This is a genomic window from Micromonospora sp. RTBAU3-60 (assembly GCF_054963695.1).
Genome location: NZ_JBUEGB010000036.1, coordinates 1 through 15,453, shown reverse-complemented (window position 1 = coordinate 15,453; position 15,453 = coordinate 1). Strand labels below are relative to the sequence as shown.

At 75.6% G+C, this 15,453-nt stretch carries 11 protein-coding genes and 1 pseudogene; 3 read left to right on the top strand and 9 right to left on the bottom strand.

What is annotated here, in order from left to right:
* Positions 1–3 precede the first annotated feature (3 nt).
* Positions 4–1,182: a putative cytokinetic ring protein SteA gene (gene steA, locus ACY34I_RS27065; protein WP_462757841.1), complete on the bottom strand. Its 1,179-nt coding sequence runs from the start codon at positions 1,180–1,182 to the stop codon at positions 4–6.
* A gap of 118 nt (positions 1,183–1,300) precedes the next feature.
* Positions 1,301–3,058, bottom strand: coding sequence for a DNA repair protein RecN (gene recN / locus ACY34I_RS27060; protein WP_462757840.1), 1,758 nt, complete (start codon positions 3,056–3,058; stop codon positions 1,301–1,303).
* 90 nt (positions 3,059–3,148) lie between these two features.
* Between recN and ACY34I_RS27055 the strand changes: the two genes are divergently transcribed.
* On the top strand, positions 3,149–4,135 hold the full coding sequence (locus ACY34I_RS27055; protein WP_462757839.1) for a helix-turn-helix domain-containing protein: 987 nt from the start codon (positions 3,149–3,151) through the stop codon (positions 4,133–4,135).
* 120 nt (positions 4,136–4,255) lie between these two features.
* Here ACY34I_RS27055 and ACY34I_RS27050 read toward each other — a convergent pair whose 3' ends face one another.
* The 5 genes from ACY34I_RS27050 to ACY34I_RS27030 form a co-directional block, all read right to left on the bottom strand.
* Positions 4,256–7,996, bottom strand: coding sequence for a S8 family serine peptidase (locus ACY34I_RS27050; RefSeq protein ID WP_462757838.1), 3,741 nt, complete (start codon positions 7,994–7,996; stop codon positions 4,256–4,258).
* Positions 7,997–8,627: 631 nt separating this feature from the next.
* Positions 8,628–9,512 (bottom strand): NAD kinase, encoded by an 885-nt coding sequence (locus ACY34I_RS27045; protein WP_148802032.1) that lies wholly within the window; start codon positions 9,510–9,512, stop codon positions 8,628–8,630.
* The gene (locus ACY34I_RS27040; protein WP_462757837.1) at positions 9,509–10,369 is read right to left on the bottom strand and encodes a TlyA family RNA methyltransferase; all 861 of its coding nucleotides are present in this window, start codon (positions 10,367–10,369) and stop codon (positions 9,509–9,511) included. The genes ACY34I_RS27045 and ACY34I_RS27040 overlap by 4 nt, the downstream gene beginning before the upstream one ends.
* Positions 10,370–10,391: 22 nt before the next feature.
* The gene (locus ACY34I_RS27035) at positions 10,392–10,655 is read right to left on the bottom strand and encodes a hypothetical protein (protein ID WP_462757835.1); all 264 of its coding nucleotides are present in this window, start codon (positions 10,653–10,655) and stop codon (positions 10,392–10,394) included.
* Positions 10,652–11,185, bottom strand: a complete 534-nt coding sequence (locus ACY34I_RS27030; RefSeq protein ID WP_462757834.1) for a phasin family protein — start codon at positions 11,183–11,185, stop codon at positions 10,652–10,654. The genes ACY34I_RS27035 and ACY34I_RS27030 overlap by 4 nt, the downstream gene beginning before the upstream one ends.
* Positions 11,186–11,297: 112 nt before the next feature.
* Between ACY34I_RS27030 and ACY34I_RS27025 the strand changes: the two genes are divergently transcribed.
* Complete coding sequence (locus ACY34I_RS27025) at positions 11,298–11,633, top strand: alkyl sulfatase C-terminal domain-containing protein (RefSeq protein WP_462757833.1); 336 nt, start codon at positions 11,298–11,300, stop codon at positions 11,631–11,633.
* A 43-nt stretch (positions 11,634–11,676) separates the two neighbouring features.
* Here ACY34I_RS27025 and ACY34I_RS27020 read toward each other — a convergent pair whose 3' ends face one another.
* Both ACY34I_RS27020 and ACY34I_RS27015 read right to left on the bottom strand, forming a co-directional pair.
* Positions 11,677–12,696, bottom strand: coding sequence for an HAD-IIA family hydrolase (locus ACY34I_RS27020; protein WP_462757831.1), 1,020 nt, complete (start codon positions 12,694–12,696; stop codon positions 11,677–11,679).
* A gap of 349 nt (positions 12,697–13,045) precedes the next feature.
* Positions 13,046–13,796 (bottom strand): annotated as a pseudogene (locus ACY34I_RS27015) (tetratricopeptide repeat protein); the annotation flags it as partial.
* Between ACY34I_RS27015 and ACY34I_RS27010 the strand changes: the two are divergent.
* Entirely contained in the window at positions 13,773–15,341 is a 1,569-nt protein-coding gene (locus ACY34I_RS27010) for a hypothetical protein (RefSeq protein WP_462757830.1), read from the top strand. The pseudogene ACY34I_RS27015 and the gene ACY34I_RS27010 sit on opposite strands and share 24 nt — an antisense overlap.
* The last annotated feature ends 112 nt before the right edge of the window (positions 15,342–15,453 follow it).

The following is a 15,453-nucleotide window of genomic DNA, read 5'->3' as shown; positions in this document are numbered from 1 at the left end:
GAGCTAGAAGAGCTGGCCGAGCTGGAACACGAAATTGTCCCACCATTCGGAGACCACGCCCAAATACGCCTTCCCGACGGTGGAGACCGCCACCGCGGAGGCCATCGCGGCCACCGCCGACAGGACCAGCAGCAGCAGCGAGGAGCCGGAGATGCCCTGCCGGTAGAGCCGGCTCACCCCCTTGGCGTCGACCAGCTTGCCGCCCACCTTCAACCGGGTCAGGAAGGTCGAGGCCATGCCGCCCCGGCCCTTGTCCAGGAACTCCACCAGGGTGGCGTGGGTGCCGACGGCCACCAGCAGCGAGGCGCCCTTCTCGTCGGCCAGCAGCATGGCCAGGTCCTCGCTGGTGGCCGCGGCCGGGAAGGTGATCGCCGGCACGCCGAGGCCGTTCACCCGGGCCAGGCCCGGCGCCCGGCCGTCCGGGTAGGCGTGCACGATCACCTCGGCGCCGCAGCGCAGCACGTCGTCGGTGACCGAGTCCATGTCACCGACGATCATGTCGGGGGTGTAGCCCGCCTCGACCAGGGCGTCGGCGCCGCCGTCCACGCCGATCAGCACCGGCTTGAACTCCCGGATGTACGGGCGCAGCACGTCCAGGTCGGCCTTGTAGTCGTAGCCCCGGACCACGATCAGGCAGTGCCGGCCCTGGATCTGGGTCTCGATGTCCGGTACGCCGACGCCGTCGAGCAGCAGGTCGCGTTCTTGCTTGAGGTAGTCCATCGTGTTGGCGGCGAACGCCTCCAACTGCACCGACAGCCCCTCCCGGGCGTCGGCCATCGACTTGGCCACCGTCTCGGCGTCCTGGAGGGCGCCGTGCGCCACCGGCTCCTCGCCGACGTAGACCGTGTTCCCCTCGATCCGGACCAGGTCGCCCTCGCGGATCTGCTCGAAGACGCTCTCGCCGAGGTCGTCCAGGAGCGGGATGCCGGCGGAGATCAGCACCTCGGGGCCCAGGTTCGGGTAGCGACCGGAGACCGAGGGCTTGGCGTTGAGCACGGCGGCGACCCCGACGGCGACCAGCGAGTCGGCCGCCACCCGGTCCAGGTCGACGTGGTCGATGACCGCGATGTCCCCGGGCCGGAGCCGGCCGACCAGCCGCTTCGTCCGGCGGTCGAGGCGCGCGGTGCCGAGGACTGAGCCCGGTTCCGCGTGTCGGGTCCGGCGCAACGTGGGTAGACGCATCGTGACCATCCTGGCATGTGAGGCAGGTATTGCTGTCGCGACATGCCTGAGCAGGGCCGCCTACCCAGGGAAGCACACCGGAGCGCAGGCCGGTGTGCTTGCGCTCACAATCCCGGCATCACGGGCGTCTTTCCTTGGCCGCCACGGCCAGGAGTTCCTCGGCATGAGCGATACCCAGATCGGAATCGGGCAAACCCGCCAGCATCCGGGCCAACTCCCGGGCCCGCTCCGTGTCCTCCACCACACGAACCCCGCTGGTGGTCACCGCCCCCCCGGTGTCCTTGGCCACCACGAGGTGGCGGTCGGCGAACGCGGCGACCTGCGGCAGGTGGGTGACCACCAGCACCTGGTGGCTGCGGGCCAGCCGAGCGAGCCGCCGGCCGATCTCCACCGCCGCCTGGCCGCCCACGCCCGCGTCGACCTCGTCGAAGACCAGGGTGGGCGGGCCGCCGGAACCGGCGAAGACCACCTCGATGGCGAGCATCACCCGGGACAGCTCACCGCCGGAAGCGCCCCGCTGCAACGGCAGCGCGGGCGCGCCCGGGTGGGCCAGCAGGCGCAGTTCCACCTCGTCGGCGCCGTCCGGCCCGACGCCGGCCTCCACCCCGTTGACCGACAGGCTCGGCTCGGCCCGTCCGGCCGGGCGCGGCAGCACCGCCACCTCGATCCGGGCGTGCGGCATGGCCAGCCCGGCCAGCTCGACGGTGACCTGCTCGGCGAAGCGGACCGCCGCCTCCTGACGCGAGGTGGAGACCCGCCCGGCCAGCTCGGCCACCTCCCCGGCCAGCCGGGACGACTCCTTCTCCAGCTCGTCCAGCAGCTCGTCGGAGGTGTCCAGGTCGGACAGTCGGGTGCGAGCCCGCTCGGCCCAGGCGATCACCCCGTCGACGTCGTCGGCGTACTTGCGGGTCAGCCCGCGCAGCGCGGCCCGCCGCTCGTAGACGGTCTGCAGGCGGGCCGGGTCGGCGTCCAGCGCGGCCAGGTAGGCGGACAGCTCCGCGGAGACGTCGGCGACCAGGGTGGCCGCCTCCTCCAGCCGGACCGCCAGCTCGCCGAGGGCCGGGTCGGTGCCGGCCTGCGCCTCCAGGGTGCGCCGGGCGGTGCCCAGCAGCGCGGTGGCGTCGGGGGTGTCGTCGGTCGCCTCCACGCCGCCGGCCACGCACTGCTGGGCGAGCTGGGCCGCCGTGCGCAGCCCCTCGGCGTGCTCCAGGCGCTGCGCCTCCGCCTTCAACTCGTCGTCCTCGCCCGGCTGCGGGTCCACCCGGGTGATCTCGTCGAGGCCGAGGCGGAGCAGGTCGGCCTCCTGGTTGCGCTCGCGGGCGTTGCGCCGCCGGTCGGCCAGGTCGTCCACCACCGCCCGCCACCGGGTGTACGCCTCGCGCAGCGCGTCGAGCAGCTTCTCGTGCTCCGGCCCGGCGAACCGGTCCAGCGCGGCCCGCTGCTCGGCCGGGCGCAGCAGCCGGAGCTGGTCGGACTGGCCGTGCACGGCCACCACCTGCTCGCCGACCTCGGCCAGCATCGACACCGGCATGCTCCGGCCGCCCAGGTGCGCCCGGGAGCGACCCTCCACCGTCACCGTACGGCTCAGCAGCAGCGAACCGTCCTCGTCGGGCTCGCCGCCGGCGTCGGTGATCCGGGCGTGCACCGTCTCGGCCACCCGGCCGTGCAGGCGCAGCCGGCCCTCGACCACCGCGCGGCCCGGTTGGGCGCGCACCCGGCCGGCGTCGGCCCGGCCGCCGAAGAGCAGGCCGAGGCCGGTCACCACCATGGTCTTGCCCGCACCGGTCTCGCCGGTGATGACGTTCATCCCGCCGGTCAACGGCAGCGTGGTGTCCTCGATGACGCCCAGTCCGGTGATGCGCAGCTCTTCCAGCACAGCACCTGACAGTAGACGCGGCCCCCGACAGTTGACCAGCCGGCGACGCCGCATCGGGGCATGGCGCGGGACGTCGTACAGTTCTGCCCCGTGTTGGACGTGATCGGCCTGAACCCGGGCGAGGAGGAGCTCTACCGCTCCCTGGTCCAGCTCACCACGGCCCGGGTCGAGGAGCTCGTCGAGCGGCTGCGGCGGCCGCGCGCGGAGGTCGTCGCGCAGCTCGACGCCCTGCGCGGCAAGGGACTGGTGCTGCCGACCGGGCCGGAGCCGGACGCGCCGCTGCGGCCGCTGGCCCCCGACGTCCCGCTCGGCGAGGCGCTGCTGCGCCGGCAGGAGGCGTTGGAGGCGGCCCGCGCGGCGGTCACCCAACTGACCGAGGAGTACCGCGCCGGGATGCGGCGGCACGACGCCGACCACCTGGTGGAGGTGATCACCGGGGCGCGGGTGCTCCGCGAGCGCCTGCGGGACGCGCAGAACGGCGCCCGGGTCGAGGTGCTCTGGTTCTGCCGGGCCAACCCGCTGGCCATGCCCGGCCAGGACAACGTCGAGGAGTTCGACGCGCTGGCCCGCGGGGTGCGCTACCGGGCCATCTACGAACGCGAGATGCTTCTCGAACCGGGCGGGCTGGAGGACGTCGAGCGGGGCGTGCACGCCGGCGAGCAGGCCCGGGTGCTGGACCGGCTGCCGGTGCGGCTGGCCATCGTGGACGCCCGGACGGCGATCTGCCCGCTGGTGCCGGAGCGGGAGAGCGGCGAACCGAGCGCCGCGGTGATCGGCCGCAGCCAGCTGCTCGACGCGCTGCTCGCCCTCTTCGAGAGTTACTGGCGGATCGCGACGCCGCTGCGCTCGGGCGTCCCGCCGGCCGACGCGCCGGCCGTCGACGGCTACCGGCCGGACGCCGACGAGGTCCGGTTGCTCTCGCTCTTCGTGGCCGGGGTGCCGGACAAGTCCATCGCATCCCAGCTGGGGGTGAGCCGCCGTACCGTGCAGCGGCGGCTGGCCGACCTGATGACCGTGGCCGGGGTCGACACCCGGCCGGGTCTGGCCTACCAGGCCGCCCGCCGCGGCTGGCTCTGACCCGCCGCCGCCACCGTCCGCGCAGCCGTCCGGGGTGCCCGCCACCCCCTGGCGGGCACCCCGGACGGACCGAGAGTGACGTCCGCGCGGGCGAAGGGGTTCACCCGCGCGGACGTCGGCTCAGCGCAGGCCGTACGCGTCGAGCACGGTCTGGTCGACGCTGTTGCCGGCACGGTCGCCGGCGTGCACCCGCAGCGACACCGTGCCGTGCCCGGCCGGCACCATGGCGGTGAACCGGGTGCCCGAGCCGCGTACCGGCACCGTCGTCCAGCTCTGCCCGCCGTCGAACGACACCTCGACCCGCACCCCGACACCGGTCGGCGCCGGCACGCCGGCCGGCTGGCGCACGGTCAGCCCGAGCTGGTGCGGCCGACCGCCGGGCACCTCGCCAAGCAGGTCGGCGGGGACCTGGTAGTCCACCTGCAGCAGCGGCAGCGGCTGGGCGGCGTCCCCGGCCGGCCGGGCCGAGGTGAACTCCCAGGCCGTCTCGGTACGCGTGGCCCAGCGCCACTCCTCCGAGGACCGCTCGGTGCTGAGGTCCAGCCGGTAGCGGGCCGCTCCCGGGGTGGTCAGCACCGGTGCCCAGTCGCGGGAGAGGTCGGCGACCTGCTGCCCGTCCCGGCTCAGCCGGGCCTGCACCTTGTCCCACTCCTCGCTGACCCGGGCCGGGCCGTAGTGGCCGTCCGCGTCGACGAACTCGGCCACCCGCAGGTTCAGGGTGTCGCCGGTACGCGTGGGCACCGGCACCCCGCCGCCCGCCGGCACGGCCGGCCGGACCACCGCGCCGTGCCACGTCTCGGTGACCCGGTCGTCGGCGGCGTACCGCCGGGCCGGCTGGGCGAGCCCGCCGGTCAGCGGGCCCCAGTCGGACCAGGGGAGCCGGTGCAGCACCCGCTGCTGCCACCAGGAGTCCCCGGCGCTGACGAACTCCTGCCGCACGGTGCCGGTACGCACCATCCGCTGGTCGTCGTTCCAGGAGTAGTCCTGCCAGGGGCGCCACCCGAACCGCTGCTCGCTGGCCCAGTCGAACCCGCCGGTGTCGGCGTAGCGAGCGGTCACCTCGGCGGTGTTGTCCGCGGTCACCCGGTGCACGATCCGGTCCGGGACCCGCCCCTTCGACACCTGCCACACGTCGTACAGGTAGGGGCTGTCCACGGTCAGCGTCACGTCCAGGGTCACGCGGCCGCTCTTCGCCGCCGCGATCATCGGCTGCCCGTCGTCGTACGCGACCACCAGCGACGGGATCGGCAGTCGGTCCCCGTCCGGGCGCCAGACCGTCCACGCGCTCTGGTCCGCCGTCCGGACGATGAGCACCATCGCGGCGCCGGCCGCCGTGGCGTCGGCGATCTGGTCCTCCTCGGCCCGGTCGTAGCTACCGGCGACCAGCGCGGCCGCGCCTCGGACCCCGGCCCGGGCCAGCTCCGCGGGGGTGCCGTCGCCCGCCCAGACCAGCGGCAGCTTCCGCCGGCCGGCCGGGGCCGGCGACCGGCCCAGCAGGTTGATGTCCAACGGACCGGAGACCTTGCTGACCTGGGCGTCCACCATGGGCGCGACCAGCTGCCAGCGGGAGGCGAACTCGAACTCGCCCTGGCGCACCGGCCGGGTCGGCGTGACGTTCACCTGCTGGACCGTGCTGAACGCCATCACGCCGTGGTCGACCTGCCGGCCGTTGCCGAAGACGCGGTGCTCGTAGAAGCTGAGCGTGTCCCGCTGCTCGGTGGGCTTCGGCGTCTCGATCCGCACCGGGGTGCCCTTGCGCGGGTCGAGCACCACGGTCAGGTCCCGGTCGACCGTCAACTCGGGATCGGTGACCAGGGTGAGCTGCTCGTCCAGCGGGGCGCCGTGCTCGATCAGCCCCTCCACCAGGTACGGGCCCTCCTCGACCTGCACCCGCCACTCCATCCCGGTGAAGAGGAAGCCGAGCCGGTCGGACTCCTGGTGCTCGCCGAACAGGGTCACCACCGGCGCCCCGCCCGGCTGCCCCTGCAGGTCCAGCGCCTTGAAGGTGACGAAGTGCAGCGGACCGCTGAGGGTCAGGCCGACGGCGGTCCGCACCGCGACACCGTCCGCACCGGTCGCCACCAGCCACCCGCCGTACACCCCGCGGTCCAGCTTCGCCGGGTCGGCGTGCAGCGGGACGTTCACGCTGCCGCCGGCCGGCACGGTCACCTCCGTGCCGTCGAGCGACACCCCGTCCGGCTCGGTCGCATTGGTGTCCAGGTTGCGCAGCTCCAGCGCCAGCCGCAGGGTCTGCGCCGCGCCGGTGCCGTTGGTGTACGTCACGGTCCGCTCCACCGCCGCACCGCCGGTGGCGATCCGGCCGAAGTCGGCGGTGGCCGAGCCGTACACCCGCTGGCTCAGCGCGCGGGCCACGTCGACCCGACCGCCGCCCTGCTCGAAGACGGTCAGCGCGGGGTTCGCCTTCGTCGTGCTGACCAGCGCGTCCTTGAGCTTCCCGGCGGTCCAGTCCGGGTGCTCCTGGGCGAGGATCGCCGCCGCGCCGGCGACGTGCGGGGTCGCCATCGACGTCCCGGACGCCCGCGTGTACGCGGCGTCCACCGGCGTACCCATGGCGGTGCCGGCGGCGCGGGCGGCGACGATGCCCACGCCCGGCGCGGTGATCTCCGGCTTCAGGCCGTTGTCGCCCAGCCGCGGACCACGGCTGGAGAAGTCGGCCAGGTTGTCGTCGCGGTCCACCGCGCCGACGGTGAGCGCCGCGGCGGCCGCGCCGGGCGTCCCGACGGTGCCCGCCGCGCCCTCGTTGCCGGCGGCGATCACGAAGAGCGTGCCGGTCTCGGCGGTGAGGTCGTTGACCGCCTGGCTCATCGGGTCGGTGCCGTCGGTGGCCGGGCCGCCGAGGCTCATGCTGACCACCTTGGCACCGGAGTGGGCGGCCCACTCCATGCCCGCGATGATCCCCGAGTCGTAGCCGCTGCCACCGTCGTCGAGCACCTTGCCGATGAGCAGCTTCGCGCCGGGCGCGACGCCCTTGCGCAGCCCGTCGGACGCGGCGCCGCTGCCGGCGATGGTGGCCGCCACGTGGGTGCCGTGGCCGTGCCCGTCGCGGGCGCTGCCGCCGCCGGTGAAGTCCTGCGCCTCGGCGATCCGGCCGGCCAGGTCGGGGTGGGTGGCGTCGACTCCGGTGTCGAGGACCGCGACCCGGACGCCGGTGCCGTCCCGGCCGGCCGCCCAGGCAGCGGGGGCCCCGATCTGCGGCACGCTGTGCTCCAGCGCCGGGTGGACCCGCCCGTCGAGCCAGACGCGGGCGATGCCGGCGCCGAGCCGGACCGGCCCGGTCGCCGCGGTCCGCGCGGCCGGCGCGTCGCTCAGCGTGCTCCACAACTTGCCGAGGTCGCCCTTGGCCACCCGCAGCGCCGCGCCGTTGATGCTCTCGAGCGGCCGGGCGGCGGTGGCCGCGGCCAGCGGCCGGAGCCGGCCGGCGGTCGGCTCCTGGTAGCGGACGATCAGCGGCAGTGCGCCCTGCGCGGCGTCGCCGTACCCCTCGGCGACCAGCTCCTGCACGTCGAACAGGTCGGCGTCGAGCACCCCGGCGGAGACGTACGGCACGACGTCGCTGGGCAGGACGCGCAGCCCGCCGTCGGCCGACACGGTCTGGAAGGTGATCCGCTCGCGGCCGGGGCCGGGGTGGACGGTGGCGGCGACTCGGCCGGGCGCGGCCTGGGCCAACTCGACCCGGTCGCCGGTGATGAGGGTGATGCGGACGGGCGCGGCGCCCGGGATGGACGCGGCCGGTGCCGGGGCGACGGGTCGGGCGGGCGGTTCGGCGGACGCCGGTGCGGCGAACCCGACCACCAGCGCGCCGACCGCGCCGGCGGCGAGCCAGCGTGGGGGCCAGTGCATGCGATGAGCTCCTCTACTCCGAGGATCGGTCCCAGGAGACCAACCGCTCGGAGTCTGCGACGGAGATCATCGGAAGGTCACTAGCTGCGGCCTGCCGCATCGGCGACATGTCGCCAGGTGGACACCGGCCGGCCGGGATCGGACCGCCGGATGTCCGGCGGGTTGCCGACCGGCGGCGACCGGAAACGGTACGGGCTGATGGTCGGGGTGCCGGACGAGCGCTTCGCCGCTCGGCTGGTGAGCCGTCGCTTCCTCCGGCGACGGCTCGCCGATCCATCGGCCTGGCCGGGGTCGACACCCGACCGGGCCCGGCTCACCGGTCCGCCCGCCGCGGCCGGCCCGCGACTCCTCCGACACCCCGACCGCCGCGGTCCCGACCACCCCCTGGCCAGGCCCACGGCCGCCGGACCGCGCGTCCGGGCGGACACGGGCCTCACCGCCCCGCCCGGACTCCACCTCAGCGCAGCCCGTACGCCCCGATGACCGTCGGCTCGGACGGTCGCTGCCGGCCCCGGCGGCGGCACACCGCCGCCGGGGGAGGCTCCTACCGTAACCCGTCTGTCCACGCGGTACGGGTCCCCGACCATCCGGCGCCGCGTGCTCGATCCCACCCCGGCCGCTGAGCCGCACCTCAGCGGCGGCTGCCCCGCCAGCCCTGCACCGGCAGGTCGAACTTGGCCACGAGCCGGTCGGTGAACGGCCGCGCCTTGAGCCGGACGATCCGCACCGGCAGCGCACCCCGGCGCACAGTGACCCGGGCCCCCGGGGGCAGGTCGTACACCCGCCGCCCGTCGCAGCTGAGCACCGCGAGGGTGGTGAACGGGTCCACCGTGATCGCGAAGGTGGACGTCGGCGCGGTCACCAGCGGGCGGCTGAACAGCGCGTGCGCGCTGATCGGCACCAGCAGCAGCGCCTCCACCTCCGGCCAGACCACCGGCCCGCCACCGGAGAACGCGTACGCGGTGGAGCCGGTCGGGGTGGCGCAGACGACGCCGTCGCAGCCGTACCGGGACAGCGGCCGGCCGTCCACGTCCACGAGCAGCTCCAGCATCTGGGCCCGCTCGCCCTTCTCCACGCTGATCTCGTTCAGCGCCCACGACTCGATGGTCGGGCCACCCTGGAACTCCGCGGTCACGTCCAGGGTGAGCCGTTCGTCCACGGTGTAGTTGCGCCCGACCACGTCGCGTACCGCGCTGTCCAGGTCGTCGATCTCCGCCTCGGCGAGGAAGCCGACCTTGCCGAGGTTGATGCCGAGCAGCGGCGCCTTCGCCGGGCGGGCCAGCTCGGCGGCGCGCAGGAAGGTGCCGTCCCCGCCCAGCGCGAAGACGATCTCGGCACCCTCGGCGGCCTCCGGGCCGGTCACCGGCACCACGCCGGGCAGGTCCACGTCGTCGGCCTCCTCGGCCACCACCCGCACCTCGAAGCCGGCCGCGATGAGGTCCGCCGCCACCGCCCGGGCGTGCTCGGTGCTGCGCCGACGCCCGGTGTGCGTCACCAGCAGAGCAGTCCGGCTCACCCGGGAACCTCCTCGGTCGTGGACTCCGGCGGGTCGGCCGGAGACGGGAATCCCTGCGGGCCGGCGGCCACCACCGCGCGTACCCGCTCGGGGTCCGCGGCGGGCGCGTCCCGGCGTAACCATACGAAGAACTCGACGTTGCCGCTCGGCCCCGGCAGCGGGCTCGCCGCCACGTCGGCCAGCCCCAGGCCGAGCGTGGCCGCCGCGGCGGCCACGTCGAGCACCGCCTCGGCCCGCAGCTCCGGGTCGCGGACCACGCCGCCCGCGCCGACCCGCTCCTTGCCGACCTCGAACTGCGGCTTGACCATCAGCGCCAGGTCGCCGTCCGACCGCGTGCAGCCGGCCAGCGCCGGCAGCACCAGCCGCAGGCTGATGAACGACAGGTCGGCCACGGTCAGGTCGACCTCGCCGCCGATGACCTCCGGGGTGAGGGTACGGACGTTGGTGCGCTCGAACACGCGCACCCGGGCGTCGTTCCGCAGCGACCAGGCCAGCTGCCCGTACCCGACGTCGACCGCCACCACCTCGGCGGCGCCCGCGCGCAGCAGCACGTCGGTGAAGCCGCCGGTCGAGGCGCCGGCGTCCAGGCAGCGCCGGTCGGCCACGGTCAGCCCGCCCGGTGCGAACGCGGCGAGCGCCCCGGCCAGCTTGTGGCCACCCCGGGAGACGTACTCCAAGACGGGGTCCGCGCCGGTGACCAGCAGCGGGTCGGCGGGGTCGACCATCGCGGCGGGCTTGCGGGCCGGCACCCCCCGCAGCTGGACGCGGCCGGCCTCCACCAGCGCGGCGGCCTGCTCGCGGGAGCGCGCCAGGCCGCGGCGGACGAGTTCGGCATCCAGCCGGGTACGACGTGCCATGGGTGGTTCTTCTCCGCCTCTGTCAGGCCTGGTCGATGCTGGCCAGGGTCTCGCGCAGCGTCTCGTACGCCGCCTCGTACTGGGCGATCTGGTCCGCCGGGGAGAGCGCCTCGGCGTTGATCATGGCGTGCACCGCGGCGTCCACCGCCGGGTGCCGGGCGTCCTCGACGTCCTCCACGGGGGCGGGCGCCGGCCGTACCCCCGGGGGTGGCCCGGGGCGGGGTCCCCGGGGCGGCGGACCGGGACGCGGGCCGGGCGGCGGCCCGGGGCGGTACGGGGCGCTCACGACCCGGCACCGCCGGCCTGCTTGCGGCCGGCCGCCTTCTTCGCCGGCCTGGCCGGCGACTCCTCGGTACGCGCCACGGTCGCGGCCGGCTTCTTGGCGATCGCCTTCTTCGCCACCGCCCTCTTCGCCACGGCCTTCTTCGCCACCGCCTTCGTGGGCGTGGGCGCCGGGCGGTCCGGCGGAGCGGAGACGGGAGCCGCGGCGGTCGGCCCGGCCGGGGTCGGGGCCGTCTTCGCCGCGCGCAGCTGCCGCTCCAGCTCGTGCACCCGGCGGGTCAGCTCGGCGACCTCGTCGGCGGTGGCCAGCCCGACCGCGCCCAGCGCCCGGTCCACCTCGAAGCGGATCAGCTTGGTCAACGCCTCCCGGTTCGCCATGCCGGTGGAGACCAGCTCCTCGGCGAGCGCCTGGAGCTGGGCGGCGGTGGCGCCGCCCTGGCCGACCACGCGTCGCACGGCGTCCTGGGCCTTCTTCCGGGGCGCCTCCGTCAGGCCCATGGCCAGCTCGAGATAGGCGCGCCACGCGTCCTGCATGCCTGAGTCCTTCCGCGGGCGGAGTAGTGCAGGTGTTCACGCTACCGGGCGTCCCGGACGCCCCATTGCGGTACGGTGCCGGGGGAACGGCGTGGCGTGGTGAGGAGACGATGTGGCCAGCGTGGACGAGTGCCGGCAGGCGTTGCAGGAGCTGGCTGCCCGGCTGAACGGCCACGCCGGAGCGCAGGAGCGGATCGACCTGGACCGCACCCTGGCCTGCCGGATCACCGACCTGGACACGGCGTTCCACGGCAGACTGGAGGGCGGCCGGCTGGTCGACCTGGTCGACGGCGACGACCCGCAGGCGAAGATCGCGCTCAACACCACCAGCGACGACCTGGTGGCGCTGGTGCACGGCCAGCTCGACATCGCCAGGGCGCTCGCCGCCCGGCGGGTGTCCATCAAGGCGAACCCGTTCGACCTGATGAAGCTCCGCAAGCTGCTCTGATCCGGGCGGCGCCGATCGGCCGCCCCGCCCCCGCGAGGGCTCGTCAGTCCGCCCGGCCCAGCGCGGCGAGGGCCTGCGTCGCCGCCGGGGACACCGGCCGCACCCGCGGGCCGGCCCCCGTCGACCAGGCCACCGCGCAGAGCGCGGCGAGCGCGTCGAGCGGGCGTCCCGCGCCGTCCAGCACCAGCCCGCCGTCGGCCACGGACGCCGACCAGCCGCCGCCGTCCGGCACGCCCGGCACCCGGACCACCGCCGCCGGGTCGAAGAGCCCGGCCAGGTCGACCGAGACGTACGTCGGCCGGCGCTCCTCGGGGGCGGCCAGCAGCTCGGGCAGGCCGCTGACGCCGGTGAGCACGAGCAGGCTGTCCAGCCCGGCCCGGCGGGCGCCCTCGATGTCGGTGTCCAGCCGGTCGCCGACCACCAGGGTCCGCCCCGCGCCGGCCCGTCGGGCCGCCGTGGCGAACAGCGCCGGTTCCGGCTTGCCGACCACCACGTCCGGCCCCCGGCCGAGCGCGGTGCGCAGCACCGCCACCAGGGCACCGTTGCCCGGCAGCGGACCACGCGCGCTGGGCAGCGTCCGGTCGGTGTTCGTCGCGTACCAGGGTGCACCCGCCCGGACCGCCAGGGACGCCTCGGCCAGGTCGACCCAGTCGACCTTCGGGCTGTACCCCTGGGCCACGGCGGCCGGCTCCTCATCGGCCGTCGCCACCGGGCGCAGGCCGACGGCGCGCAGCTCGGCCCGCAGCGCCTCCGCCCCGACCACCAGCACCGGCGCCCCGGCCGGCAGCCGGTCGTGCAGCAGCTCGGCGGTCGCGGCCGCGGAGGTGAGCACCTCCTCCGGCCGGGCCGGCACGCCCATGCCGGTGAGCAGGTCGGCCACCTCGCTGGAGCGGCGCGAGGCGTTGTTCGTCGCGTACGCGACCGCCCGGCCCTCGGCGTGCAGCCGGGCGACCGCCTCGACCGCGCCGGGGATCGGCCGGTCGATCAGATAGATCACCCCGTCCAGGTCGAAGACGACCAGGGCGTACCCGTCGACCAGCCGCTCCCCGGCCGCTGCCGTCACCGGCGGTCCGCCTCCTCGCCGGCCACCTCGGAGGTACGGACCGACTCGTCGCCGGGCCCGGCGTCGGCCGGATCCTGCACCCGGGCATTCCCGCCCGTGGCCGCGCGGGTGTCGTCGGCGAGCGACCGCGCCGCGGCGTCGGTCAGCTCGTCGTCGCCGAGGTCGGCGGCGTTGCGGTCGCGGTATCCGACGGCCTCGGCGGGGCGGTCCTGGCCACGCAGGCGCGCGTCGCCGTCCACGTCGTCGTCCAGGTCGCCCTCGTCGTCCTCGTCGTCCAGGTCGCCCTCGTCGTCGGCGTCACCGTCGAGGTCGTCGTCCTCGTCGAGCTCGTCGTCCTCGTCGAGCTCGTCGTCGAGGTCGTCCGCGTCGTCGGCCCGGCGGTCGAGCAGGTCGTCGGCGTCCCCGTCCGCGGACCCGCCGGTGAGGTCGGCGTCCGGCCGGGCCGGCACGGCACCCGGGGCGCCCGGTCCGGCCGCGAGCTCCTCGTCGTCCTCGTCGTCCTCGTCGTCACCCTCGATGATGACGCCGTCGAGCTCCAGCAGCCGCTCCGCGGCGTCGGTCTCGCCCTCGGCGTCCACGTCCGCGGCCCGGGAGAACCACTCCCGCGCCTCCTCGCGCCGGCCCACCGCGAGCAGCGCGTCCGCGTAGGCGTAGCGCAACCGCGCGGCCCACGGCTCGGTCGAGTCGCTGGTCAGCTCGCGCACCTGGAGCATCGCCACGGCGGCGTCCTTCTGCCCCAGGTCACCCCGCGCCCCGGCGGCCACGATCAGCAGCTCGATCGCGACAGCCTGGTCGAGCTTCTCCCGGTCCGCGCCGCGGAACAGGTCGATCGCCCGCTCCGGGCGACCCAGCGCCCGCTCGCAGTCGGCCAGCACCGCCAGGTGGCTCTGCAGCCCGGTCATCCGGTGGTACGTGCGCAGCTCCGCGATGGCGGTCTGCCACTCCCCGGCGTGGTACGCGGCCAGCCCGACCGCCTCCCGCACCGCCGCGATCCGCGAGGCGAGCCGGCGAGCCGCCATGGCGTGCGCCAGCGCCTCCACCGGGTTGTCGTCGATCAGCAGGCCGGTCGCCACGAGATGCCGGGCGACGGTCTCCGCCACCGGCTTGGCCAGCGACAGCAGCTCGGCCCGAACGGTCGGGTCGAGGTCGCTGGCGACCACCTCGTCCGGCAGCGCCGGCGCCTCACCCGTACGCCCCTCGGCGCGCTCGTCCTGCCGCTCGCGGTACGCACCCTCGGGCCGGCGGTCGTCCCGGCCGTAGCCCCAGCGCTCCCCGTCCCGCTCGGTACGCTCCCGCCCGCCGCGGAAGCCACCCTCGCGCTCCTCGCGGCGGAAGCCCCCGGGCCGCTCGTCACGGCGGAAGCCCTCACGGCGCTCGCCGCCGAAGCCACCCTCGCGGCGCTCGCCACCACGGAAGCCGCCCTCACGGCGGTCACCGCCGCGGGACCCGCCTGCGCGGTCGTCGCGGCGGAAGCCCTCACGGCGCTCACCGCCAGCGAAACCCTCGCGGCGCTCACCGCCGAAGCCACCTTCGCGGCGCTCGCCACCACGGAAACCGCCCTCGCGGTCGCCGCCGCGGAAGCCGCCCTCACGGCGGTCACCACCGCGGAACCCGCCTGCGCGGTCGTCGCGACGGAAGCCTTCGCGGCGCTCACCGCCGGCGAAACCCTCACGGCGCTCGCCACCACGGAAACCGCCCTCGCGGCGTTCACCGCCGCGGAAGCCGCCCTCACGGTCGCCACTGCGGAAGCCGCCCTCACGGCGCTCACCGCCGAAGCCACCCTCGCGACGATCACCGCCACGGAAACCGCCCTCACGGTCACCGCCGCGGAAGCCACCCTCACGGCGCTCACCACCGCGGAAACCCTCGCGGCGTTCACCGCCACGGAAACCGCCCTCACGGTCGCCGCCGCGGAAGCCACCCTCACGGCGCTCACCACCACGGAAGCCCTCGCGGCGCTCGCCACCGCGGAAGCCGCCCTCACGGTCGCCACTGCGGAAGCCGCCCTCACGGCGCTCACCGCCGAAGCCACCCTCGCGACGATCACCGCCACGGAAACCGCCCTCGCGACGGTCGCCACCACGGAAGCCGCCCTCACGGTCACCACCGCGGAAGCCACCCTCACGGCGCTCACCACCACGGAAGCCCTCGCGGCGCTCGCCACCGCGGAAACCGCCCTCGCGGTCATCCCGGCGGAAGCCCTCGCGACGGTCGCCGCTGCGGGGGCCACCCTCGCGGCGCTCGCCGCCGAAGCCACCCTCACGGCGATCACCGCCACGGAAACCGCCCTCGCGACGGTCGCCACCACGGAAGCCGCCCTCACGGTCACCACCGCGGAAGCCACCCTCACGACGGTCACCGCCGCGGGAGCCACCCTCGCGGTCGCCACCACGGAAGCCCTCGCGACGGTCGCCGCCACGGAAACCGCCCTCGCGGTCATCCCGGCGGAAGCCCTCGCGACGGTCGCCGCTGCGGGGGCCACCCTCTCGGCGGTCGCCGCCGAAGCCGCCCCGCGGGCCGCCCGAGCGGTCGTCGCGGCTCCCCCGGTACGAGGGACGGTCGTCGCGGCCGGCGTCACCGCGCCCCTGCCCGCGCTCGGCGCGGTCCTCGTAACGGCGGGGGCGATCTCCGCCCTGCGGTCCTGAACTCACAGGTACATCCTTCCTGATTGCGTCGCCTTGGACGCTAACGCAGTCGAGGGCCGACCCTGCTGGGGCGGCCCTCGACTGGAAAGATTGTCCGGCGGTGTCCTACTCT